The sequence below is a fragment of the Enterococcus devriesei genome (assembly GCF_001885905.1).
GTDB classification, from domain to species: domain Bacteria; phylum Bacillota; class Bacilli; order Lactobacillales; family Enterococcaceae; genus Enterococcus_A; species Enterococcus_A devriesei.
In genome coordinates this window covers 162,161-184,856 of the sequence record NZ_JXKM01000003.1, presented here as the reverse complement: position 1 = coordinate 184,856, position 22,696 = coordinate 162,161, and the positions used below count along the sequence as shown (strand labels likewise).

Here is a 22,696-nt window from a genome sequence, read left to right as displayed (position 1 = left end):
TCTGGGCTTTTTTTCTTTATTTGCCTGAAGACAGAAAAAAGAGCCGCGAATCCTCGCAGCTCTTAATTCCTGTTTATTGATTATTATTTTGTTGTTGTTGGCTATTGGATTTTAATGAGTTTGCATCGAGACTCAATTTGATTGAAGCTGTCTCTTTTTTCTCTTTCCGGTAATAAGTGACTTGTACGGTATCGCCAACTTTGTGCTTGTACAATTCTGATTGTAGTTCTACACCGGTAGAAACATCCGTATCATCAATTTTTGTGATGACATCATATTTCTTCAAACCAGCTTGATCCGCTGGGGTTGATGACTGAACGCTGGCTACTACGACACCTTGAGTCACAGAGCTTGGAATTTTAACGATTTCTTGTAATTGTTCCGTTGAAAGGTCGGATAAGTTAACCATTGTAATCCCTAATGCTGGACGAATTACTTTGCCATCTTTTTCCAATTGATTGATGACATTCACGACATCATTACTTGGAATCGCAAAACCAATACCTTCAACACTGACATTTGATTCTGTTTGGACGATCTTGCTGGAATTGATCCCAACCACTTGGCCAGCCATATTGACGAGCGGGCCGCCAGAGTTCCCTGGATTGATCGCTGCATCCGTTTGGATCGCATTGATGTTGACTGTCTGACCATCTTCATTTTGGTTGATGACTTGGCGATTTAACGATGAAATAATCCCAGACGTTACGGAGTTTGCATACTGAGAACCTAATGGTGAGCCTAAAGCAATCGCAGGTTCGCCGACTTTCAAGCTGCTTGAATCACCAAATGTTGCAGGTTTGATGTCAGCAACTTTGTCTGATTCCACTTTTAAAACCGCTAAGTCAGTATAAGAATCAGTACCGACCAAAGAGGCTTTCACTTTTGAGCCATCCTTTAACAAGACTTCAAGGCCATCTTGTTTTTCTACCACGTGATTATTCGTTACGATGTACGCTGTGTTGCCTTCACGCTTGTAAATAACGCCGGAACCTTCAGAAGATTCCTCTAATTTTCCACTGTCATCCGATTGTTCTTGCTCGCTTCCATTACCAAAAATATCTGAGAAGCCACCTAAGCCGCTTTGCGATTGTTGCTTTTGTAAATTGATAACAGAAACAACCGCATCCTGCACTTTACCAGCCGCTTCAGTCACATCAGAATTCACATCCACCTTCATGTTGCTGACTTTTGTATTGCCAGCACTTGGTGATCCGCTAGCATTTTGGTTGTCAGGGGATAACAAGGAACCATTCGCGACATAAAAAACGCCGATCGTCAAAACCGCGCCGATCACGCCACCAAGTAAACTTAGACCAAAACGTCTGAAGAAACCACCAGACTTTCTAGGAGTCGGTGTAATATCTTTTCTTGCCATATTTTTTCTCCACCTCTGCTATAAATTAAGTTATATTAAGTATAGTGTTTTGCTATAAGTTAAGTCTACTATACTGATTTGACTTTTTTATGAAAAAGAATTGTAAGAAATTATGGATAAATGACGAAAAAAATTTTTTCCACAGCCATCGTGGAAAACTAAGGAAAAAGTTTGTCAATAGAACTTAAAAAAGTTATTAACATAAATGTGGATAAAGGGGATAAGCCGGTGCAAAACATACGTTTGTATTCAAAAACACCCCTAAAACAGGAAAAAATAAGCCAAAAGCTGGGGATAAACCTGTGATTAGTGTGCATAAATCCGTGGAAAAAATATGCTGAGTTGCTTTGCTTAATCAAATTGCAGTGGAAAAGTAGTTATCTAGGGCTACATAGGAAAAATACGAAGACCGACTAAATAAAACAATCAAAGGAAGAAAACTGATGAACATTAAAATTATATCCGTGGGAAAACTAAAAGAAAAATACCTTGTCCAAGGCATTGCCGAATATACGAAGCGCCTATCAAAATATTGCAAAATTTCATTAGTGGAAGTTCCCGATGAAAAAGCACCAGAAAAACTCAGCGAAGCTGAAATGATCCAAGTCAAAGCGAAAGAAGGTGAACGAATTCTTGCCAAAATCAAAGAGAGCGAGTACGTCTTTGCTTTAGCCATCAATGGAAAAAATCCCAGCAGTGAAGAATTTGCCGCAACATTAGATAAGTTGCAGACCAGCGGTAATAGTCAGTTTGTCTTCGTTATTGGTGGATCGTTAGGGTTAAGTGATGAAGTACTTAAACGCAGCAATGCACAAATGTCTTTCGGTAAAATGACTTATCCACATCAGTTGATGCGGCTGATTCTGGTGGAGCAGATTTATCGCGCAATGAGGATAAATGCGGGGGAGCCATATCATAAATGATGATATTTTTATAAATTTTGTTGATTTGACGGGATTTCTAACAATCAACCGCAGAGGGATGATACGGAGGAGTTAGCGGTTATCCGAAATATTTACTACCATCTTTTATTGATGACGGTCAAAACGGGTCGTTATATCAGTTTATTACCGTATCGTCCATTTTTTTGATTCTAGGAACCTTTCTAACCAGCAATATTGGACTTGTGAATCTAATCGTTAATAGTTTTTATAGAAACAGAATATGTTTTAGTAATCTGTGTAACGATTAGAACTATTCGAGAATCTCTAATATTATGTGATATTTTTCTTCTACAGAATGAATATTTTTTTAGACATACAAAGGCTCCCTATAAAGTAGATCTGTACTTTTGTTTTTACTCTGTCTACTTTATAGCGAGTATAGCATGATGCGACGGGCCTTTTTCATAAGATTAAGTGTGTTTTTCTAAATATAAGCAAAAAATAATTTTTACAAAAATATGTATTATTTTATACGGATTATTATAAATTAGTAGATTCTCGAATAATCAACTTAGTCGAGTATTTGGAAATTGAAAAGGGAATATCAGGTTCAGACAAGCGATCCATAATGAGGTGCGCGGCTTTTCTGCCCAAGTAGATTTTCGGTGTGTCGATGGTGGTCAAGCCCGGCAAAATTCGCTCGGAGTTCGGGATATTATCAAACCCAATCACGTTGACATCGTCCGGTACTCTATGACCCAGCGCTTGCAAGGCGTAGATCAATTGGATCGCTAGCCAGTCATTTCCGCACAAGAAGACATCTGGCACTTTTTTCATGGAATTGAGCAATTCTTTGATTTTCTCAAAATTCTCAAAAATCGTGTCTGTGTCCTTGAGAATCGAAGCGGGACTATTGATTTCCAGTTCATGCTTTTTCAGCGTATTGAAAAAGGCATAATAACGCTCCATAAAGCCAAGCCCTGTATTAGGTGAATACAAATCACCAATAAAGGCAAAATCTGAGTAGCCCTTTTGAATGAGTAATTCAGTGATTCGTTCAACATTGGAATGATTTTCCATCATAACAATGTCACACTTTCCAATCAAATAATTAGGATTTTTTGGCGCATCCACCGTAACTATCGGAAGGTGGGTCTCCAATAACTTATCCCAAACCGGCCGGAAATTCATTTCGACCACAATGATACCTTTCGTATTCGAACTGTAGACCGCCTCAGGCAAATGCCCTTCCTCGATATCCTCTTTCGATAACGTTGCGATCGTCAACTGGTAATTCGTTTCGGAAAGGACCATTTCGATCCCCGTCAAAACATTGCTCCAAAATTGAGAATCCTTTGCATGATTGATATTCAGGAACAAGATATTTCCCTGATCGATCTTGTATTTTGTCCGTTCTTCCTTCATAAAATACCCCATGGATTCGGCTTTTTTTATAATGTTCTCCGTTGTTCGCTGAGATACTTGAGGATCGTTCTTGAGTGCTTTTGAAACAGTATTTCTTGAATATCCGGTTTCTTTAGCAATATCATTGATCGTACATTTCATTTTTCACCCTCCCACAGGCAGTATACCCACATATGCACATAAAAGCAATATTTATTTGCACGAAAATGCACAAAAAAGTGAAAAACGCTTGTGATTAAGCGCTACCAAAATTATTCTAAAGGTGTTAAATGATCAATTAAGTTTAGGAGAGATGCTGAATGAGTTTATTTTATCGACCGGAGAATGCGTGGGTGGGGGACTTGATCCCGTATTATGAGGAAGGAACATTTTATGCGTACTATCTGCATGATCCAAGAATCATCAAGGGAAAATATGCTGAAGAAACAACGTGGCATTTAGCAACAACCAAAGACTTTGTCCAGATGGATTATCAAGGAGAAGCAATCAAACGGGGAACGAAGGAATCTTACAACCTCAATAATTACACAGGTTCAATCATAAAAGACGCTCAAGGCAAGTATCATGCTTTTTATACTGCTTTTAATGAGAACAAGCCTTTTGTAAATGGAAAGAGCGTCCAGCTAGTCATGAAGGCGGTCGGCGAAAGCTTGTACGAGCTCAAGACAGATTCAAATTTTCTATTTCCATCTGACGGGAAGATCTATGAAGAGTTTGACTGGCGCGATCCTTTCGTTTTTTGGGTAGAGGAAGAGCAATGCTACTTCATGTTGCTGGCATCTAGACGTCAAGGGGCGGGAGATCTGAGAGGCGGCTGCATCTCCTTATCGAAGTCGAAAGATTTGGAGACTTGGGAATATTGCGAACCATTTTATGATCCGAAGATGTACATCACGATGGAGTGTCCAGAGGTCTTTAAGATGGGGGATTACTGGTATTTAGTATTTTCAACATTTTCAGACCGCTTTACGACACATTATCGCTACGCAAAAAGCTTAGAGGGTCCGTGGATTATTCCAGCAGACGACGTGTTTGATACACGAGCTAACTATGCGATCAAAACAGCTTCAGATGGAAAAAGAAGAATTGCTTTTGGATGGGTTGCGACAAAAGAGGGAGAGACGGACTTTGGTCCCTGGGACTGGGGAGGAACAATGGTTTTCCACGAATTGATCCAAAATCCTCAAACTGGTGAACTGAAGGCTGTGATGATTGATTCGGTTGGTGAATTCTTTAAAGAAAAATCGGAGATATCCGCCCCAGTTTTTTATAATGATCATAGTAATGATAAAAATAAGGTCGCAAGCGACACGTTAGGAGCCATGCTGTTCGATAGTCCATCCGACACCTTTTCAGTGACAGTGGACTTTGACGTTTTGAAGGCAAAAGAGTTTGGGATTGCCCTTCATGTGGATGAAGGGATGGAAACGGGCTATTTCTTACGGATGCTGCCGGAACAACAGCTGATAGCGTGGGATCTGTGGCCACGTGCTGAAAAAGGCGAGTATCAGTGGCAAATTAAAGGAGACATCCCCTACCAAGTTGAGACGAGCCGGCTTCTACCGAAAGCCTCGCACTATCATGTGCAGCTATTGCGAGAAGGAAGCATCTGTGTCGTCTATATAAACGACGAAATTGCGTTATCGACGAGACTGTACAATCACAGCGGCAAAAAACTAGGGGTATACGTGGTTCAAGGGGAAGTAGCGTTGCATGAGATCGAGATAAAAGAATAGGAGTTGATTCTTCCATGATAAGAAAAGTTGGAGTTTTGGTTAGTCTTTTGGGCGTTCTTTTTATGGTAGCAGCCTGTGGAGGGAAAAAAGAAGATACCTCCACTACGACAGTCAAATGGCTGACTTCTCGACCAGTCGGCGGGGCAATCGACGAGACCATGCGAGAAATCGCCGATCAATACAGCAAGGAAAAAGGCGGGAAGTGGAAAATTGATTTTGAAACTACTGCGGATAGACCTTCGTATTTACAGAAATTAAAAACATTGGTTGCCGGCAACAACATGCCGGATATCATTGACACCGATCCAGACCTTTACGCAAAAGAGCTTGTCAAAGCAGGGAAGCTCGTAGACATGAAAAAATTTCTGCAAAAGAATGACTACTACCAGAACTTTTACCCGACAGCATTAAAATACCAAGAATTTTCGGATGGCTCGATGTACACGCTTCCACTGGAATACCATGTCGAGATGATCTGGTACAACAAAAAATTGTTTTCTCAACATGGAATCAGTGTTCCGAAAACCTTCGAACAATGGTTAGCGGCATGTAAAAAACTGAAAGAAGCAGGCGTGACGCCAATCTCTGTAGATGGAATCGATCGCTGGCCGGTCCAACGCTACTTAGCAATGCCGGCTTTCAGACAAACAGGAAATCAGTTCATTGAGAATATGAGTCAAGGAAAAGAAAAAATGTCTAGTCAGACCGGGATTGATTCGGTCAAGTTTGTAAAAGAGATCGGGCAATACTTCAATGAAGGTTTTTCTGCCACCGATTACGCAACAGCACAATCCATGTTTTTAGATGGAAAGTCAGCGATGTATTATATCGGTGACTGGGAGATCAGCGCCATGCAGGAGAAATACGACGCGGGAGAGATTGATTATTTTTATATGCCGACAACGAAGGACAGTGTGACAGCAGCCAATGAATTTTGTGTAAACTCTGGGATCGGCATGGCCTTCAACGCTGAAACTTTCGATGAAAAGACGAAGGATTTTCTCTTATATGTGCTTGATCATTACGCGGATATTTACACGAAGAAAATGCAGATGTCCCCAATTAAAACGGAGTTGCCAAAAGATGTCGATTATTCAAGTTTATACTTGAGAATTCGAAAAGATATGGATAACACTGGGGAACAATTTATGAAACCATGGGATACCTATCTGGATTCTTCAACGAATACGATCGTTCAAGACAACTTGTTACTTGTAGGCTCGGGAGACATGAAAATTCAGGATTTTGTCAAAATGATCGATGACTCGATCAAAGTGAACGTTACAGATCAATAATGGAGGGAAAAATATGGGTGTTTTACGTGATAAGAAAGCATTTTTCGTTTTTCTAATACCTGGGCTGCTGTTCTATCTGCTCTCTGTCTTTTATCCAATCACAGAGTCGCTTCGTTTAAGCTTTATCAAATGGAACGGGATCACTCCGCAACAGTTTGTTGGCTTGGATAATTATAAGCGGCTTTTTCAGGACCCGGTGTTTTATAAAGCGTTAGTGAATAATCTGATTTATTTAGTGATCGTTGTCATTATTCAATTGTCGATTGGTTTACTATTTGCGGTGTTGCTGACTTACTTGAAAAAAAGGGCGAATTTAGTCAAGACGCTTTATTATGTTCCATGTATCGTTACGACAGTTGCCATCGCGCAACTCTTTAGAAGTATCTATTCAACGCAGCCAGAAGGTTTGCTGAACCAGATTTTATCGGCAGTAGGCTTAGAAGGTGTAGCGACTTCCTGGTTAACGAATTTGAATACGGTGTTGAGTTCCGTCTCGATTCCAGAAGGTTGGCGCTTCATCGGGATGTACATGGTCATCTTTTATGCTGCGCTGGTCTCATTGGACGAATCGGTCTACGAAGCGGCAAAGATCGATGGTGCAACCGAACTACAAATTCTCTTCAAAATCAAGATTCCGATGATCAAAGACATTTTGCTGCTCACCTTCACGATGTGTTTGACTGGTGCGTTGAGAGGATTTGATATCCCATATCTGCTAACGAATGGCGGTCCGGGAAATGCAAGTGAATTGATGTCCACCTATATGTATAAACAGGCTTTTACGAATAATCAATATGGATATGGAAGTGCCTTGGCTGTTTTCATCATCATAGAGAGCGTATTAATCATCTTTGTCTTAAGAAAAATATTCGAAAACTATGATGTGAAGGCACAGAAGAAGGCAGCAAAGCAGGCACTGGCATTAAGTAAACGCAAAAATAACAAGGAAGGGCGTGTGGCGGAATGAAAGAGAAGGCAATAAAATACCTGTTTATCCTTTTATTGATCGTCTTTTTGATCATACAGATTTATCCTGTGATCTGGCTGTTCATCGCAAGTTTGAAAGACTCCGTAGAACTATCGACGACGCCATTCTCATTGCCCAAAGCTGTGACATTTGAGAACTATAAAAATGTGCTGGGTGATGGGGTAATAGGCGGATATATGTGGAATAGCTTGAAGATTACAATGATTTCACTGGTCCTGATTTTAGTACTGAGTTCAACGATCGGATTCGCGCTATCAAAATTTCGCTATAAACATAGCAAAAAAATCTATTCATTTTTCATGTTCGGCATCATGGTTCCCGTTCAAATCACACTGATTCCGCTATTCATTTTTTATAGCAAAATCGGTATTTTGAACACAAGCATGGCGATGGTTTTGCCGCAGGTTGGGTTTGCTTTGCCACTATCTGTCATGATGTTTGTTAATTTCTACAATTTCGTTCCAGATGAACTGATCGAAGCAGGGATCGTAGACGGCTGTTCACCGTATCGGGTCTTTTTACAGATCGTCGCACCGTTGGCAAGAAATACTATGATCACGATCGCCTCAATGTACAGCATTTTGATTTGGAACGATTTCATATTTGCTAATACATTTATCAGTGATTCGTCTGCTAAAACGATCACTATGGGCTTGAAGGATTACGTGGGAGCGTTTGGAAATGTGGATTGGGGCGCAACTTATGCGGCGATTTCTATTGCGATTTTACCGCCAATCTTGATTTATTTCTCACTAAATAAATGGGTAACATCGGGTATGACAGCTGGGGCAACGAAAGGATAAATCATGAAGAACAAAGCAAATGAAGCCAATCAATATATTGAAACGCATAGAGCTTTAGCAGCTAAAACCTCTCACCAGCCTATTCTCCACTTTACACCGTCATTAGGGTGGATGAATGATCCAAACGGACTGATCTTCTTCAAAGGGGAATATCATCTGTTTTATCAATACCACCCATACCAAACAAAATGGCATCAAATGTATTGGGGACACGCGGTAAGCCACGATCTAATCACTTGGCAGGAGCTGCAGATTGCCTTGGCACCTTCTGAGGTATACGAAGATAGCCCAGAAGGCGGGTGCTTTTCGGGAACAGCAATAGAACATGAAGGCACGCTTTATCTATTCTATACAGCCGTCGCGAAAAATACAGCAGGGCAACTAATACAAAAGCAATGCGTCGCGATGAGCCAAGATGGCCGGCATTTTTCAAAATACGAAAACAACCCCATCATTCAAAACGATTCTCTCGGAAAGGAGAATCCTCATTTTAGAGATCCTAAAGTGTGGCAAAAAGATCACACCTTTTACATGCTTGTCGGCGTTAGTCAGGACCACGTTGGAAAATTGATTCTGTACCGATCAGAAAATCTTTTAGAGTGGACACTGATGGATGTCGCCTTTGAAGAACCCAATGCTTGGATGCTGGAATGTCCAGATTTTTACGAATTGGATGGCAAAGACGTATTGACCTTTTCACCAGTAGGAATAAAAAATGAGTATTCAAGTTATCTGATTGGGCGCATGGATTACGATAAGGGGCGATTCCAAGTAGAAAAGAGAGGCATTCTTGATTATGGCGTTGATTTTTATGCGCCTCAGACCTTTCTAACACCAGAGGGCGAACGGTATATTATAGGCTGGCAAAACGGTTGGGAATGGATGGATGAGTGGAACGGCTTCGGTGAATTAACAGAAAATAGCTGGTGTGGTGCGATGAGTATACCAAGAAAACTGAAACGAAAAGGCGATCGGCTACACGCTTTATTACCAGAGAAAATTTCGCAATTGAAAGCGGCAGAGACGGTCATTTATGATACACAAACCGATGGATATCAAAAGTTAGTTTCGACGATTCAAAAACCTACGCTTATAGAATTATCGCTGGAAGCAGGAAAAATACCGATAACATTGGTGTTCAAGGATAAAAGAACAGGACAGATAGACGTGTTCACCATTGAGGAGCATCTAAGTTACCATTCTGAGGGGAATCCCTTAGGGAGAAAGGATATCACGATGCCGCTTTCCAGCAAAAGTAAGACTCTCAAGATTCTGCTAGATTTATATGCTATAGAAGTCTTTGATGAAGACGAAGGAACGGTGCTAAGCGTGAATAGCTTTTTCAAAGGCACGCTCGCTCGCGAATTTTCCTTCAGCTGCAGCGAAAAAGCACGGCTCAAACAGGTGGTAGTGACAGAACTGAATGAAAAACAATTGATTAAGAGATCTTTGAAAGGGTAGATGAAAGATGTTTGGAAGTATCGAAGCAGGAGGGACGAAATTTGTCTGTGCGGTAGCAACGGATGACTTAGAGATCGTGAAGCGGGACAGTTTTCCCACTACGACGCCTGAAGAAACCATGAAACTTGTACTTGAATTTTTTTCGCCATATAAAGAATTACTGAAGGGAATAGGCATCGGTTCATTCGGTCCCATTGATATTCAGCATGAATCGCCAACTTATGGCTACATCACTTCTACACCAAAATTGGAATGGCAGCAGTTTGACTTTGTAGGAACGGTGAAGAAGGCTTTTACTATACCGGTTGCCTGGACCACTGACGTGAACGCGGCTGCCTATGGAGAATCTGTTTTTGGGAATGGAAAGGGACGATCGAGCATCGTTTATTATACAATCGGAACCGGCATCGGGGGTGGTGCACTGCAATACGGACGCTTTGTCGAAGGCTTCAGTCATCCAGAAATGGGGCATATGCTGGTGAACCGACATCCAACGGACACGTATGAAGGAAATTGTCCATTCCACAAAAATTGTTTAGAAGGTATGGCTTCTGGACCGACGATTGAAAAGAGAGCTGGGAAAAAGGGGCAAGACTTGAGTGAAGAAGATGCGCAATGGGAACTGGAAGCCTATTATCTTGCGCAGTGTGCCTACAACACAACACTGATGCTTTCGCCTGATGTCATCATTTTTGGTGGAGGTGTCATGAAGCAGCGCCAAGTGTTAGAGAAAATGAAGGTAGCTTTCAAAGGACTATTGAAGGATTACGTGGATGTGCCAGAACTCGATCAATACCTTGTTCTTCCGAAATTAGGAGATAACGCGGGAACGTACGGGTGTCTAGCATTAGCAAAAGAGCAGCAGCTGCATTCTTAATAGAAAAGAAATGGGTGAACACATATGACAGAACTAAGTTTAAAACATATTCATAAGAAATACGACAATGCAGAAAAGTATTCGGTGACTGATTTTGATTTAGAGATCAAAGATAAAGAATTTATTGTGTTTGTTGGTCCATCAGGCTGCGGGAAATCTACGACCTTACGAATGATTGCCGGGTTAGAAGATATCTCGGAGGGAGATTTTACGATTGATGGTCAGCGGATGAATGATGTAGCTCCTAAAGACCGAGACATCGCCATGGTTTTTCAGAATTATGCATTGTATCCGCATATGACAGTGTTTGATAACATGGCGTTTGGCTTAAAGCTTCGTAAGTACGATAAAAGCGAAATCGCAAAACGAGTCGAGAATGCTGCTGAAATATTAGGGCTTTCAGATTATTTGTATCGAAAACCAGCAGCGTTATCTGGTGGGCAGAGACAGCGTGTTGCTCTTGGAAGAGCTATTGTCCGTGATGCACGAGTCTTTTTGATGGATGAACCATTATCAAATTTGGATGCTAAGTTGAGAGTTTCGATGCGTGCCGAGATTGCAAAACTGCATCAACGGTTAGAGACGACGACGATCTATGTGACCCATGACCAGACCGAAGCAATGACCATGGCCGATCGGATCGTTATCATGAAAGACGGCGTAATCCAGCAAGTCGGTTCGCCACAGGAAGTCTATAACACGCCCGTGAATGTTTTCGTAGCAGGATTTATTGGTTCGCCAGCAATGAATTTCTTTCAAGTAACATTGAAAGATGGGATATTGACGAATCATCATGGATTAAAACTGAGGATACCTGAAGGGAAGAATAAAGTATTAAAAGAAAAAGGCTATGAAGGAAAAGAAGTCATATTTGGGATTCGACCAGAAGACATCCATGGTGAACAGATCGCTCTTGATACCGCCCCTCAATCAACAGTCCGTGCTCAGGTAGTCGTTTCAGAGCTGTTAGGGGCAGAAACGATGCTTTATTCCGTCATCGGTGACACTGAGTTTGTCGCAAAAGTGGATGCGAGAAACTTCCATGAACCGGGAACTTCTGTCGATTTGGCTTTTGATCTGAATAAAGGAAATTTCTTTGATAAAGAAACTGAGATAGTCATCAAGCTACCTTAATCAAGAAATGGCTGAGTTTTTTCTATTCATTTACACAAAATATTTTACGCTATCCCTAATCAGAGTGAAACAAATACTTTCAACAAGCAGTAGCTATAAATCTTGCTTTATGTCACCAAATATTTTCGTCATTTAACCCAATAAGGACGAAAATATATGTAAAAATTCGTTAATACCACCATTATTTTTCGTCATTCCCTTTGTTAAGACGAAAAATATAAATATATTCGTTTTGAATGCCAATTTCTTTCGTCATTAGAATGTAAATGACGAAAGAAAATAAAAAAATCGTCATTAACGCCAACTTTTGTCGTTATATGCAGCAATAAATAAGAAATCTCCTTTTAAATAACGACAACTTTAATATTTTGTCGTTAATGATGATAAACTACAATGACAAATTTCAGATTTGTCGTCAAGGAAGACACTTTGTATATTGAGAAATCACGATAAATTTACGTATCGTATATTAAATTTTTTAGTGAAATAATGAACCTTATATATATATCGTAAATACTTTATTTTTTATACCTTTTGGATAAAAATAAACCCAATGATATCAAGGGATACAGCGATTAAATGACGAGAAAATACTGTGTTTATACGTGGATAAGACGAGAAAAAACTGTGTATTAAACGAATTGCATTAATTTTTTTCGTCCTTTGGTGTATACCAAAAAATAGAGAAANCCCCCCCCCCGTCCGAATACCCATTTTATAAAGAGCATACTCTATACTTTTATTTTTTTTTTTCAAGAACTCAAAAAGCGGAAAATCCCAGATTTAAAAATCTGAGTTTCCGCTTTTGTCATTTCAAGGATGGACTATTGTCTCAACCTCTTCTAATTTATTCTTAAGATATTTTTACTTTCTCTGCAGGTGCTGATACTTCTTTTTATTCTTTTCGACCTTTCAACTTATACTTCATTAATCTCATGCCATTGAAAATTACCACCAAGATACTACCTTCATGAACCAACATTCCGATAGACATATTCATCCATTCGCTGAAGAAGACGCTGGTCAACAAGACCAACACTACTCCAACTGAAATCACGATATTTTGTTTCATATTATTTGCGGTGGCTTTTACTAATCCTAATGCGTGAGGCAAGTTGCTGAAGTTCGAGTTCATTAAAACGACATCGGATGTTTCAATTGCTACGTCCGTTCCGCTTCCCATTGCGATTCCAATGTCTGCTAAAGCTAAGGACGGACTATCGTTAACGCCATCTCCAACAAAGGCTACAATTTGACCACGTTGTTGAAGTTTTCCGATATAAGCCGATTTGTCTTCCGGCAACATGTGGCCGTGAGCTTCGGTCAAACCAAGTTCGCCGGCGACCACATCAACGGTTCCTTGGTTATCTCCTGAAAGAACAACTAGATTTTTCACGCCCAAGTCTTTTAATTCCTGCAAATTAGCTTTCACACCCGGACGGACTTGATCGCGAATGCCCATCAGTACTTTTAATTCACCGTCGACCGCTGTCAAAACGAGAGAGTTCCCTTGTTGTTCAAACCGTTTGACATCTTTTTGCACTTTTTTGCTGAGAGTGACATTTTCTTTTTCCATCAAGGCAACATTCCCAACAGCCACTCTATGTCCAGCTACACTTGAAACGATTCCGCCGCCTTTCACGACTTCAGTTTCTTCAACAGGATAAAAGTTTGTTTCTCCAATTTGATTTAAGACCGCTTTTGCTAATGGATGATCTGATTCCCGTTCCACACTGGCCAGATAGCCAAGCGTTTCAGCAGAATCTTTTTCATACAGTTCAGTCGCTGCAACGGTTGGGTTTCCGACAGTTAAAGTACCTGTCTTATCAAATACAATTGTATCCACATTGCTGAAGTCTTGAATGACTTCACTCCCTTTTAAAAGAACACCGTTACGAGCACCATTCCCAATACCAGCAACGTTTGAGACAGGCACTCCGATAACTAATGCGCCTGGGCAACCTAGAACCAAGATGGTGATTGCTAACTCAATATTTTGACTGAACGCCCATACAACAATTGCCAGAACCAAGACAGCTGGTGTGTAGTATTTAGAAAAGCGATCAATGAACCGTTCCGCTTCGGATTTAGAATCTTGTGCTTCTTCCACGAGTTCAATAATTTTTCCAAATGTGGTGTCCTCACCAACTCGGTCAGCTCTGATTTGAATCGTTCCGTTTTCTAAAATGGTTCCTGCAAAAACTTCTGCATCAGCTTGCTTGTTGACCGGAACAGCTTCACCTGTAATGCTAGCCTCATTGATATGCCCTTCACCCGTAAGGACTATGCCATCTACTGGAACTTTCGCACCCGTTTTAACGAGTAAGATATCCCCTTCATCTATATCATCCACTTCTACTTCTTCAAATTCGCCATTATCCATTTGTTTCAAGGCGCTTTCGGGTGCCATTTCAGTCAATTCTTTGATAGCAGATCGCGTTTGGTTCAATGTTCGTTGTTCCAAGTAGTGTCCGAATAAGAATAAGAACGTGACAATAGCCGATTCTTCATAATTTTGAATAAAAAGCGCACCAATCGCTGCAATACTGACTAAGACATCAATACTGATGACTTTGACTTTCATTGCTTGAAACGCTTGAATGGCAATTGGCATAATCCCAAAGACAGAGGCGATGATCAAAGACCACTCTGAAAGTCCTACGTTTTCTAAAACAAAGTGACTGAAGAAACCGAGTACGATTAACAATCCACTGATGACGGTGATAACATTTTTCTTGCTTAATATATATTGTTGCATGCTTTTTCCCTCCAAATTTAATTTCTCTCTTATTGATAAACACAATATAAGATAATTACCTAAGTAATTAATTGACTGACATCAAGTTTAGAAAGTTCTCTTTTATCGTTTCTAAGCACCTCGAATCGGATTACAACAAAAAAAAGCAATCCTGAAAAAATAGCTTTTCTTCCAGAATTGCCTAGTTCATTTAATCTGTTAAGCGGCCTTGACTTTTGCTTTAAGGACCGGATAGCCTACGTTTTCGATAGCTTTTTGAATCTCTTCAATCGAAGTGACAGCTGAATCAAAATTGGTTTTGACTTTGCTGGAGTTGAATAATACTTTAATGCTGTCTTTATCAACACCGTTAACTGATTTCACGGCACCTTCAATTTTTTGCATACAACTTGGACAAGACAACGTTTCTAATTGCAATATAGCTTTTTCCATAATTCCTATCTCCTTTATGTGTTTTTATTTTATCGGCAGCAGATTAATGAACACTGCCTTTTCCTCTTTACAACTGTAATATAGCTCACTTTTAGCAAACGAAAATTGACGCATATCAAGTTCGGCACTTCTTTTTATCTTTTTGCTCAATTCACCATCTTAATAGTCTTTTTCTGCCCCTTATTGCCATTAGAATAATAAGAAATTGGTGGATAATCTTGTCTGCGTATAAACCATACTACAATCGCGCCAATAAACAGGGCCAGAGACAAGGCTTGCGAAACGCGGATCCACTCGCCAATCCATAAACTGTTCGTTCGCATACCTTCAATGAAGAACCGACCCACTGAGTACCACAAAACGTAACTCAAAGCGACTTCTTCTTGACGCAAAAGCACTGAGTTCTGTCCCATTGTTAATGAAGAGCGACAGAACACCACCGTGTAGAAAAAAGTGTGTCCGATTATTCGCTGTAAAGCAATAAATCATCTAAATCCTGAATCTTGATTCTTTTCCCAGACAGCTGTTGAATCAATCCCTCGTTCTCCAATTCTCCAAATTTGCGACTGATGGTCTCAGGTGTCGTTCCTAAATAGGAAGCAATGTCCTTTTTTGCCATCGGCAGGGTGATGGTGGGAGAGTTGCCCATTTCAGGTTCCACATTTTCTGCCAAAAACAAAACTAAACGGGTAATGACACTCTCCACGGCTACTTGTGCGGTTTGACGTGCGGATCTTTCTAACCGCTGCGACATCTCTCCTAGCAGCTTTAACGAAATTGCAGGATACTCTTTTAGAAACTCTTGTACATCCTGTTGTTGAATCATGCAGACAGACGTATCTCGAGTAGCTTCTGCGTATTCCTCGTGCACAGCATCAGGATTGAACAACGTCCATTCTCCCGTAAAGTCACCCGGATTCAAAATACGCACTAGTTGCTCTTTGCCAGAATCAGACAAGCGATAGATGCGGACTTTTCCGCGATTCACAATATACAAGGCATCATCTTTTTCTTGCGAGCGAAACAGAAACTCCCCTTTTTGATAGTTCTTCGTGTTAGCTTTTCCAGCGATGCGATCCATCGAGCTTTCCTCCAAATGATTGAATATCGGGACTAAGCGGATACAAGCTGAGTGGTCTCCTGCTGCATGTGGTTGGGTGTATTGAGTCAATTCGTTCTTCCCCTTTATCAGTTTACTGTCCTTTTTTTAACTTTCCTATATTTAGTATAAAGGCCCCTAGCTCAAAAAAATTGACACTCATCAAGAAAAGTTTTTTTAACGGCAAAAAAAATAGGAGCTGGAAAGAGTCCCAACCCCAAAATATTTAATTTCTAAATGTATGTTTACGAAAAACCTAATCTTCATCCTCATCAAACGCATCGTCATCTTCCAATGCCTCTTTGCCAATGAACGCTTGCAACATCCAAATGTTTTTATCTAAGTCATTTTTAAAAGCAATCAGTGTATCTTCTAAAGCATCGTCACCCTCATCTTGTACTAAACGAATAACACGAATCGTTAATTCACGGGTACTTCTGAAATCTTCGATAATATTTTCAACCATGTCTTCTGCTTTAGCATATTTATTGATGGCATCTTCTGAAAGCATGGAATATTTTTCAAATTCAGCGGTGGTTGAAGCCGGTTTATGACCGGAAGTAATCAAGCGTTCTGCTAGTTTGTCGAACCATTCTTCGTTTTGATTATACAATTCTTCAAATTTTTCATGCAGGGTGAAGAAATTAGCGCCATTTACATACCAGTGATATTGGTGCAATTTCACATGTAAAGTATGCATGTTCCCTAAAAGATGATCCGAAATGGCCGCTGCATTAATTTTTGTATGATGGACATGTTCCTTGTGTTCTTGTTCTTCCTGCAATCTTTCTTGGGGTGTTCTTTCTTGAGACGTTTTAATTTTAGTCATGATCTATTCCTCCTATAATTTTGGTTTGTTTAAAATAGCTTCCTTTGATTCCTCCTTTTCCTTTACTGAATTTAGTATAAAGGCCCCCTACCTCAAAAAAATTGACGCGCATCAAGAAAAGCATTTCTTTATAGACGCCAGGCTTCTCTATTAAATTCAACTGAAATAATCAAAGGAATGAAGTCGTTCCCTCCAAACAAAAATTTCATTAAAGTAGGGCCTAAAAAAAGAATAGCAACTATGCTTTGTCAAGAGACCTGACTGCTATTTTTTTGCCTGGTATTCTTCAATTACCAAATGTCTTGCCTTGCAGTATATTTAGGAGATATGATTCAAAAAACGGGTGGCGCAATAAAGTTAAGATTTAGTCCAGAGTCTTCAAAAAAAAAGGCAAAAGCGGTTCTTATCGGATCATTTATTTCATTGCGTTAGGAAATATGTGTGCCTTTTTAGATGTATACCCTAAAAGTGAAAAAGAGTCTTTGACAGATAAAGACAAAAAAGAAATCAAACAATTTATCACTGATTTTAAAGAACAGTTAAAAAAGGGGCTAATTAATATGCGTGATACACTAAAAGACGGTATACATTCCTAACTGGCGGGCATCTAAGGACTCTAACATAAAAAAGCCAGATTATTATATTTCTACAATTAAGTCGGGTATATTCAAGAATTTCATTGTTATTGATTCTAAATGGACGTGGCAACAAATAGAAAAAATATTTAAAGAAGGGTCTTGATTCGTATGACTAAAGTGTCTTTTGAAAACTACACCTTTGAAGTGATCAACGTTGAAAATATTGGTAATAATATTTTAACAGTAAATAAGAACTCTCTTACTTTTGATAAATCCATAGCTGATTTATTAGGTTTTCCAAGTCACATTAAACCACTACTAGATCGTGAAAATAAAGTATTTGCCATACAAGCGTGTAAGTCCACGACTGCCAAATCTATTCCGTTCTCAAAATCCGAGTCTTTACAAAAAGGAAATGTGAAGCTTCATTCTATGGCCGTCAAAACTACGCTTAGAACACTGATGGAAAATGCTTGGAAAACTGAAATGAGATATCAAGTTAAAGGAAGAGTAATTCCAGAGCATAAAGCATTTGTATTTGAACTGAACGATTTCAAAGAACTTCCGCCGCATAAAGGAAATAACCGACATAAATAATACCGAATGTTTTCCCTTATGAACCACATTAAAATTAAAATAAGGGTTTTTCTAACGACTAACCTACGGTGGAGAATATCAGACAGTTTGAGCGAATACGTCATTTTTGTTTAAATAGGGAATATTGTAGGTAGCGAGCAAGATTAAGCAAATAATCATAGTATATGTTTCTGTTTAATTGGATTTATATAGTAGAGCTAAAAAATACTATTTCACGGAGATCTTTCATGAAATTTATTTCTGATGGAGTGTAATAAGCGTGTCCCTGTCATTACCTTTGTGGAAGAATTTGCTGGATATTTAAAAGTAAGAAGGTGTACCGGGTTTAAAACCTCTGAGAATTTGTTGAATAGACTGAGACAAGAACTGTTTGGAGTGTCAGGCTTTTCTGGAATAGCAGGTATTTCAGGTGTTGATTCTTCCAGTCCAGGTTCTTTATTAGGAAAATTCTCATCGCCGGTTTCCGATTGTTCCTCTTCGGAGATATCAAAAATTGGTGTTTCAATCGTTTCGACGTATTTTGCAGAGATGACTTCTTCAAATGGATTGACACCGTCTCGTTCAAAGATATCTAAGAGAGTTAATAGTTCCAGCATTTCTTTGATCTCTTCAGAAGACTTGTCGGTCGTTGGATTTTTGTAAGTAAAGCGAGAGTGTTTGCCATCGCTAGATTTGTAGGTTGCTACTAATTTTCGCGTGTGCTTCTTCATAGTAAACTCCTTTTTTTGTTCAAGTCGTATTTAATGGCAGAGGCTGCTGTTTATCAGTGCGTTTTTTTAACGATTTGATTATTTTTTCAGCGTATTGACGGATGGGGAAATACCGAATTAATAAGTATTTCCATTCTTTTGAATGAAAATACTCTTTAAAGTAAAAGAAGAATTTTTTTACTGTTTTGGTTACTTTTCGTTCCATAAATAAATGGTGGACCAGATCGGAAAGAAATAGGTCAAATTCTTCATCACCTAAGCGCTTTCGGATCAGGAGCGTCATCAGATATTGAATGGTGGCATCGCTGTCGCCGGAGTTGTTGTAGTACGTGACGATACGTTTTTCCAGCGTTGATTTTTTCAAGCCAAACAGCTGTTGATGGGTAAAAGGTTGTTCGTTCATGAATGGTTCCTCCTCGATTTAAAAAAGATTGGACAGAAGCGAAGCCATGCGTATGGTGCGGAGTAAAAAGCGGTGTTTCCAAAACTTCTTGATAGCTAGCATGTTCAATAGACAAAAGATCTATTTGAAAAAGCTGCAACAGCTTAAGACGTTCAAAAAGTTGAATTAATTCTGTCTTTTTAAGAGTCGTTTGTGGCTGTCTGTACTGCCAGCGATGAGCTTTGCCATCACTGGTTTTGAAATCGACGATCAGTTTCATCATTCGCTAGTTTCCTCCCTCTTTTTTTTTAGAAAAGGACGGCAGTGGTCGCCGCCCTTTTGTAATTGATCATTAAAAAATCTCTGTCTCAATTGTTTCGACAAACTTGGCACTTTCAACGGTATCAAATAGATCGAACCCTTCTGAGTGGAACAAGTTCAATGCGCCGATCCGTTCCAACAGGCCCTTAATTTGTGCAGGTGTGTTGTTGGTATCCGGATTGTTAAAGCTCCAGGTATGGCTTTTTCCGCCACTATTTTTAAAAATCGCTACTAGTTTCAGCATATATTTCCTCCTTAATTTTCTAATACCTAGCCAACTTTCGAGGCTCCCAAGTGATGACGTGACCTTCTACTATTTTTCTTTTTGGGGAGCCAGCACAGTTGGCTAGTTCATGGAGCTTTCCCGCTATTTTGTATAACGTGTTTGGGTTGTTAGGACCACACCCTTTAGTGAACTGCCTTCGATTGCAAGTGCGGTCATAATTTCGCCAAGTTCAAGAATCGCGTCTTCTTCAGGTGCATCGATGACGTTTTGAAAATTGACATTTTGCAGCTTCTCTCCATTTGCTGGTTCGATCTGTACTTGCAATTTGTTTCCCATTTTTTGTTTCATCGTTTTTCCTCCAAATTCGTTTTCCCGGCCGGTGAATAAAGAATAACGGAAAGTATGATAGCTGCACAACTAGCGAATTTTGCAGAATACCCCTCAATTTTGCAAGAATAAAATGAAGAGAATCCCGCTATAAAAAGTATTTGTACAAATTTTAGAATGGAAAAGGTGCAAAATTGAGGGGTTAAGGAAATTTTACTTTTTTATTTAAAAAGGACGATTGACCAATTTCTGAGGAATCAGAAACTCGTTAATCGTCCTTTAGCTACGGCTAAAAATCAGTTAACATTTCAGCTAACGTTTGATAATTCAATTGATCAAATGCAATATATCTGTCTAATTTTAAGAAATGAGCAATCATTCGTTCTTTTGATAGCGTTTTGCTTAATGTTTGTTCGGGAATCGGGAAACGTCTTAACAAAGGGCGTTTGGCGATGGCGTGAGTAAAAGGACTCGGGGATAAGGATAAATAATCCATCGGAACGCTTAAATCACTAGTATTCCAAGAATGATCTTTACGATGGACCGCCAAAACCAGCAGGGCATTCTCAGCATTTTTTTGAATACTACGTTTTCTAAGTGAAGTGACAATACCAGGTCCGTGAGCCATTGTAATATAGCTGAACCCCGCTTGTTCAGACACTTCTACAATATCTAGCGGATTAAGCCAGATAGAATGATCTGGGGACTCAAGTGGAAAAAGAGCACAAGATAGACTTACTAATGGGAATTTATATGTTCCAAAACAGCCTAATTGCTTTAGACTGCGTGAAGAGCAGCCATAGTCAAGAAAACCTGTTTCTTCGGAATTACCTTTTAAGACAGTCAGAGATTTATTTTTGGCGATATAAGTTTTGTCAGTCAGTGAAATTAAGGTTTCATTCCGTCCAGGGATGGGAATCGCAGAAGAAGGTTGCCGGTCTTTTTGAGGAATATACAAAGAGGAGTTTCGTAAAATATCTTGCCAGCCATTGGTCCAGTCGTGACAACTTAGATACGTGGTACAGTGGTTTTGATTTGTACAAGTTTGCTCAGTAACACTCATTTTTCCATTCCGCCCTTCGTCGTTAAATTAGTAAGAATATAAGATACATTTAATATAGCGTATTGCAAGAAGGAAAAAAGATATTTATATCAAGATGAAAGAAAGGAAAAGTATGATTTGCTAGAATGAAGCTAATTTTATCAAATGTTTATTTTCTGGTAGCCCAGTTTGTACCTCTTGATTTAGAGCATCTTATGAGATAGATGGGATAGATACAGTGTAAGATGCATTTTTAAAATCCAGTTATTTTTATAGTTGCGTTGAAGGAATAGAAAAAGACTAGATAATATTTTTTTGTCTTATAAGTGGGACTTTTTATAAAAAAAGCAGCTGAGGTAGGAAGTTGGAAAAACACATCATTTTATTTTTGCTCGTATAAAAAACTACTTATTTTTATTATTTAATTAGTACTTTATGTTTTGAGTGACAAGGGGGAATTCAGCATCAAGGAGAAACATTGGGAATTAAAACAGCTTAAAAAATAGTTAATGCTAAAAACGACGATCTCTAAAAGGAGACCGCCGTTTTTTATTTACTCTGAATAATCAAATGTTTGTTGAAGCTGTCCGTCTTGTTTATAGATTTTTACGGAGGCTTCTTTATTTTTTGCGATTTCCTTAGCGCGTTCGAGGGCCTTTTCTTTTGTATCAAATAAATCGCTGGCTTGGTTGGCGCCTTCTGAAATCACTTGCCATTGATCTTCTTTATATTTAACTTCTACATCAGCATTCATTAACTTTTTCGCGTTTTTATTGCGGGTATGGGAATCCGTTTTCTGCGGTGCTTTGGCTTGTTGGAACTCTTTCTTTTCACTATCTGAAGCATCTTTGTACCATTTTTCTGCTTGGCTAGTGGCAATTGGTATCGCTCGGTCATCGGGGTAGCCGTCGTTCAATAAGGCATTACCGATATCGATTGCTTTCTTGCGAATCAAGGGGTCTAAATTTTTCATTGAAATGGGATAATCATTGACGTTCCAAGGCATAAATTGTTCCTCCTTCTAATCGGTGATAGCTTTAGCTTACTATGGAAAGAGTGAATTTTAAATTGATTTGCCTTATCTTTCTAATACATCAGTTTGAGTATTTTATTGAAAAATTATTTTTATCGTGATTTTTAGTCAGTTTATCAATAAATAACTATTGTAAAAAGGTAGTAGCTCAGCCAAAAAAGGTTTTTTATGAAAATATTACATAATTAAAAATAATGACGCATAAATGATTTGCTTAAAATGTCTATTTTTACTTATTATAATTTAAAAGTTGTTAAAAATAAATTTTTTATACAAAAGAAATGAACTATGAACTAGTTAGTGTAAGTTAATTTAGTTAGTTTTAGCGGTCTAGATCGATTTGTGATATTCGTCACTTTCGTCGGATTAAAACCCAATACA

At 39.2% G+C, this 22,696-nt stretch carries 23 protein-coding genes; 10 read left to right on the top strand and 13 right to left on the bottom strand.

Going from position 1 to position 22,696, the window contains the following annotated elements; translation table 11 throughout:
- Positions 1 to 73: 73 nt before the first annotated feature.
- Positions 74 to 1,378, bottom strand: coding sequence for a S1C family serine protease (locus tag RV00_RS05540; RefSeq protein ID WP_071861620.1), 1,305 nt, complete (start codon positions 1,376 to 1,378; stop codon positions 74 to 76).
- A 443-nt stretch (positions 1,379 to 1,821) separates the two neighbouring features.
- Between RV00_RS05540 and rlmH the strand changes: the two genes are divergently transcribed.
- On the top strand, positions 1,822 to 2,301 hold the full coding sequence (gene rlmH / locus RV00_RS05535; protein WP_071861619.1) for a 23S rRNA (pseudouridine(1915)-N(3))-methyltransferase RlmH: 480 nt from the start codon (positions 1,822 to 1,824) through the stop codon (positions 2,299 to 2,301).
- A 501-nt stretch (positions 2,302 to 2,802) separates the two neighbouring features.
- On the opposite strand, the gene RV00_RS05530 is transcribed toward rlmH, so the two are convergent.
- A complete protein-coding gene (locus RV00_RS05530) occupies positions 2,803 to 3,828 on the bottom strand; it encodes a LacI family DNA-binding transcriptional regulator (protein ID WP_071861618.1) in 1,026 nt (341 codons plus the stop codon).
- 158 nt (positions 3,829 to 3,986) lie between these two features.
- On the opposite strand from RV00_RS05530, the gene RV00_RS05525 reads away from it, so the two are divergent.
- From RV00_RS05525 to RV00_RS05495, 7 genes are read left to right on the top strand one after another with little or no spacing between them, the layout of a single operon-like run.
- Positions 3,987 to 5,423, top strand: coding sequence for a glycoside hydrolase family 32 protein (locus tag RV00_RS05525; RefSeq protein ID WP_071861617.1), 1,437 nt, complete (start codon positions 3,987 to 3,989; stop codon positions 5,421 to 5,423).
- Positions 5,424 to 5,437: 14 nt separating this feature from the next.
- Positions 5,438 to 6,718 carry an ABC transporter substrate-binding protein gene (locus RV00_RS05520; RefSeq protein ID WP_071861616.1) on the top strand — a complete coding sequence of 427 codons (1,281 nt, stop codon included), beginning with the start codon at positions 5,438 to 5,440 and terminating at the stop codon, positions 6,716 to 6,718.
- A 13-nt stretch (positions 6,719 to 6,731) separates the two neighbouring features.
- Entirely contained in the window at positions 6,732 to 7,685 is a 954-nt protein-coding gene (locus tag RV00_RS05515; protein ID WP_071861615.1) for a carbohydrate ABC transporter permease, read from the top strand.
- On the top strand, positions 7,682 to 8,509 hold the full coding sequence (locus RV00_RS05510; RefSeq protein WP_071861614.1) for a carbohydrate ABC transporter permease: 828 nt from the start codon (positions 7,682 to 7,684) through the stop codon (positions 8,507 to 8,509). Before RV00_RS05515 ends, RV00_RS05510 begins: the two co-directional genes overlap by 4 nt.
- Positions 8,510 to 8,512: 3 nt before the next feature.
- Entirely contained in the window at positions 8,513 to 9,970 is a 1,458-nt protein-coding gene (locus RV00_RS05505; RefSeq protein ID WP_071861613.1) for a glycoside hydrolase family 32 protein, read from the top strand.
- A 7-nt stretch (positions 9,971 to 9,977) separates the two neighbouring features.
- Positions 9,978 to 10,847 carry an ROK family protein gene (locus RV00_RS05500; protein WP_071861612.1) on the top strand — a complete coding sequence of 290 codons (870 nt, stop codon included), beginning with the start codon at positions 9,978 to 9,980 and terminating at the stop codon, positions 10,845 to 10,847.
- Between the two features lie 24 nt (positions 10,848 to 10,871).
- Complete coding sequence (locus tag RV00_RS05495; RefSeq protein WP_071861611.1) at positions 10,872 to 11,981, top strand: ABC transporter ATP-binding protein; 1,110 nt, start codon at positions 10,872 to 10,874, stop codon at positions 11,979 to 11,981.
- 895 nt (positions 11,982 to 12,876) lie between these two features.
- On the opposite strand, the gene RV00_RS05490 is transcribed toward RV00_RS05495, so the two are convergent.
- The 5 genes from RV00_RS05490 to RV00_RS05470 form a co-directional block, all read right to left on the bottom strand.
- Positions 12,877 to 14,739 (bottom strand): heavy metal translocating P-type ATPase, encoded by a 1,863-nt coding sequence (locus tag RV00_RS05490; protein ID WP_071861610.1) that lies wholly within the window; start codon positions 14,737 to 14,739, stop codon positions 12,877 to 12,879.
- A gap of 198 nt (positions 14,740 to 14,937) precedes the next feature.
- Positions 14,938 to 15,171, bottom strand: coding sequence for a heavy-metal-associated domain-containing protein (locus tag RV00_RS05485; protein ID WP_022797162.1), 234 nt, complete (start codon positions 15,169 to 15,171; stop codon positions 14,938 to 14,940).
- Between the two features lie 146 nt (positions 15,172 to 15,317).
- Positions 15,318 to 15,611 carry a prolipoprotein diacylglyceryl transferase family protein gene (locus RV00_RS05480; RefSeq protein ID WP_338070739.1) on the bottom strand — a complete coding sequence of 98 codons (294 nt, stop codon included), beginning with the start codon at positions 15,609 to 15,611 and terminating at the stop codon, positions 15,318 to 15,320.
- A gap of 23 nt (positions 15,612 to 15,634) precedes the next feature.
- Positions 15,635 to 16,342: a Crp/Fnr family transcriptional regulator gene (locus RV00_RS05475; protein WP_143141771.1), complete on the bottom strand. Its 708-nt coding sequence runs from the start codon at positions 16,340 to 16,342 to the stop codon at positions 15,635 to 15,637.
- A gap of 184 nt (positions 16,343 to 16,526) precedes the next feature.
- Positions 16,527 to 17,099 (bottom strand): Dps family protein, encoded by a 573-nt coding sequence (locus RV00_RS05470; RefSeq protein ID WP_071861608.1) that lies wholly within the window; start codon positions 17,097 to 17,099, stop codon positions 16,527 to 16,529.
- A gap of 410 nt (positions 17,100 to 17,509) precedes the next feature.
- On the opposite strand from RV00_RS05470, the gene RV00_RS16650 reads away from it, so the two are divergent.
- Both RV00_RS16650 and RV00_RS05460 read left to right on the top strand, forming a co-directional pair.
- Positions 17,510 to 17,695 (top strand): hypothetical protein, encoded by a 186-nt coding sequence (locus RV00_RS16650; RefSeq protein ID WP_338070740.1) that lies wholly within the window; start codon positions 17,510 to 17,512, stop codon positions 17,693 to 17,695.
- Between the two features lie 150 nt (positions 17,696 to 17,845).
- Positions 17,846 to 18,274, top strand: coding sequence for a hypothetical protein (locus RV00_RS05460; protein ID WP_084133239.1), 429 nt, complete (start codon positions 17,846 to 17,848; stop codon positions 18,272 to 18,274).
- A gap of 212 nt (positions 18,275 to 18,486) precedes the next feature.
- Here the strand turns inward: RV00_RS05460 and RV00_RS05455 are convergent, their stop codons facing one another.
- The 6 genes from RV00_RS05455 to RV00_RS05430 all read right to left on the bottom strand — a co-directional run bounded on the left by RV00_RS05455 (position 18,487) and on the right by RV00_RS05430 (position 22,288).
- Positions 18,487 to 18,984 carry a DUF2922 domain-containing protein gene (locus RV00_RS05455; protein ID WP_071861607.1) on the bottom strand — a complete coding sequence of 166 codons (498 nt, stop codon included), beginning with the start codon at positions 18,982 to 18,984 and terminating at the stop codon, positions 18,487 to 18,489.
- Between the two features lie 19 nt (positions 18,985 to 19,003).
- Positions 19,004 to 19,387 carry a hypothetical protein gene (locus tag RV00_RS05450; protein ID WP_071861606.1) on the bottom strand — a complete coding sequence of 128 codons (384 nt, stop codon included), beginning with the start codon at positions 19,385 to 19,387 and terminating at the stop codon, positions 19,004 to 19,006.
- 331 nt (positions 19,388 to 19,718) lie between these two features.
- The gene (locus RV00_RS05445) at positions 19,719 to 19,931 is read right to left on the bottom strand and encodes a DUF2922 domain-containing protein (RefSeq protein ID WP_071861605.1); all 213 of its coding nucleotides are present in this window, start codon (positions 19,929 to 19,931) and stop codon (positions 19,719 to 19,721) included.
- A gap of 123 nt (positions 19,932 to 20,054) precedes the next feature.
- Entirely contained in the window at positions 20,055 to 20,261 is a 207-nt protein-coding gene (locus RV00_RS05440; RefSeq protein ID WP_071861604.1) for a hypothetical protein, read from the bottom strand.
- A 268-nt stretch (positions 20,262 to 20,529) separates the two neighbouring features.
- Entirely contained in the window at positions 20,530 to 21,303 is a 774-nt protein-coding gene (locus tag RV00_RS05435; protein ID WP_071861603.1) for a hypothetical protein, read from the bottom strand.
- Positions 21,304 to 21,835: 532 nt separating this feature from the next.
- Positions 21,836 to 22,288, bottom strand: a complete 453-nt coding sequence (locus RV00_RS05430) for a DUF2188 domain-containing protein (protein WP_071861602.1) — start codon at positions 22,286 to 22,288, stop codon at positions 21,836 to 21,838.
- Between the last annotated feature and the right edge of the window lie 408 nt (positions 22,289 to 22,696).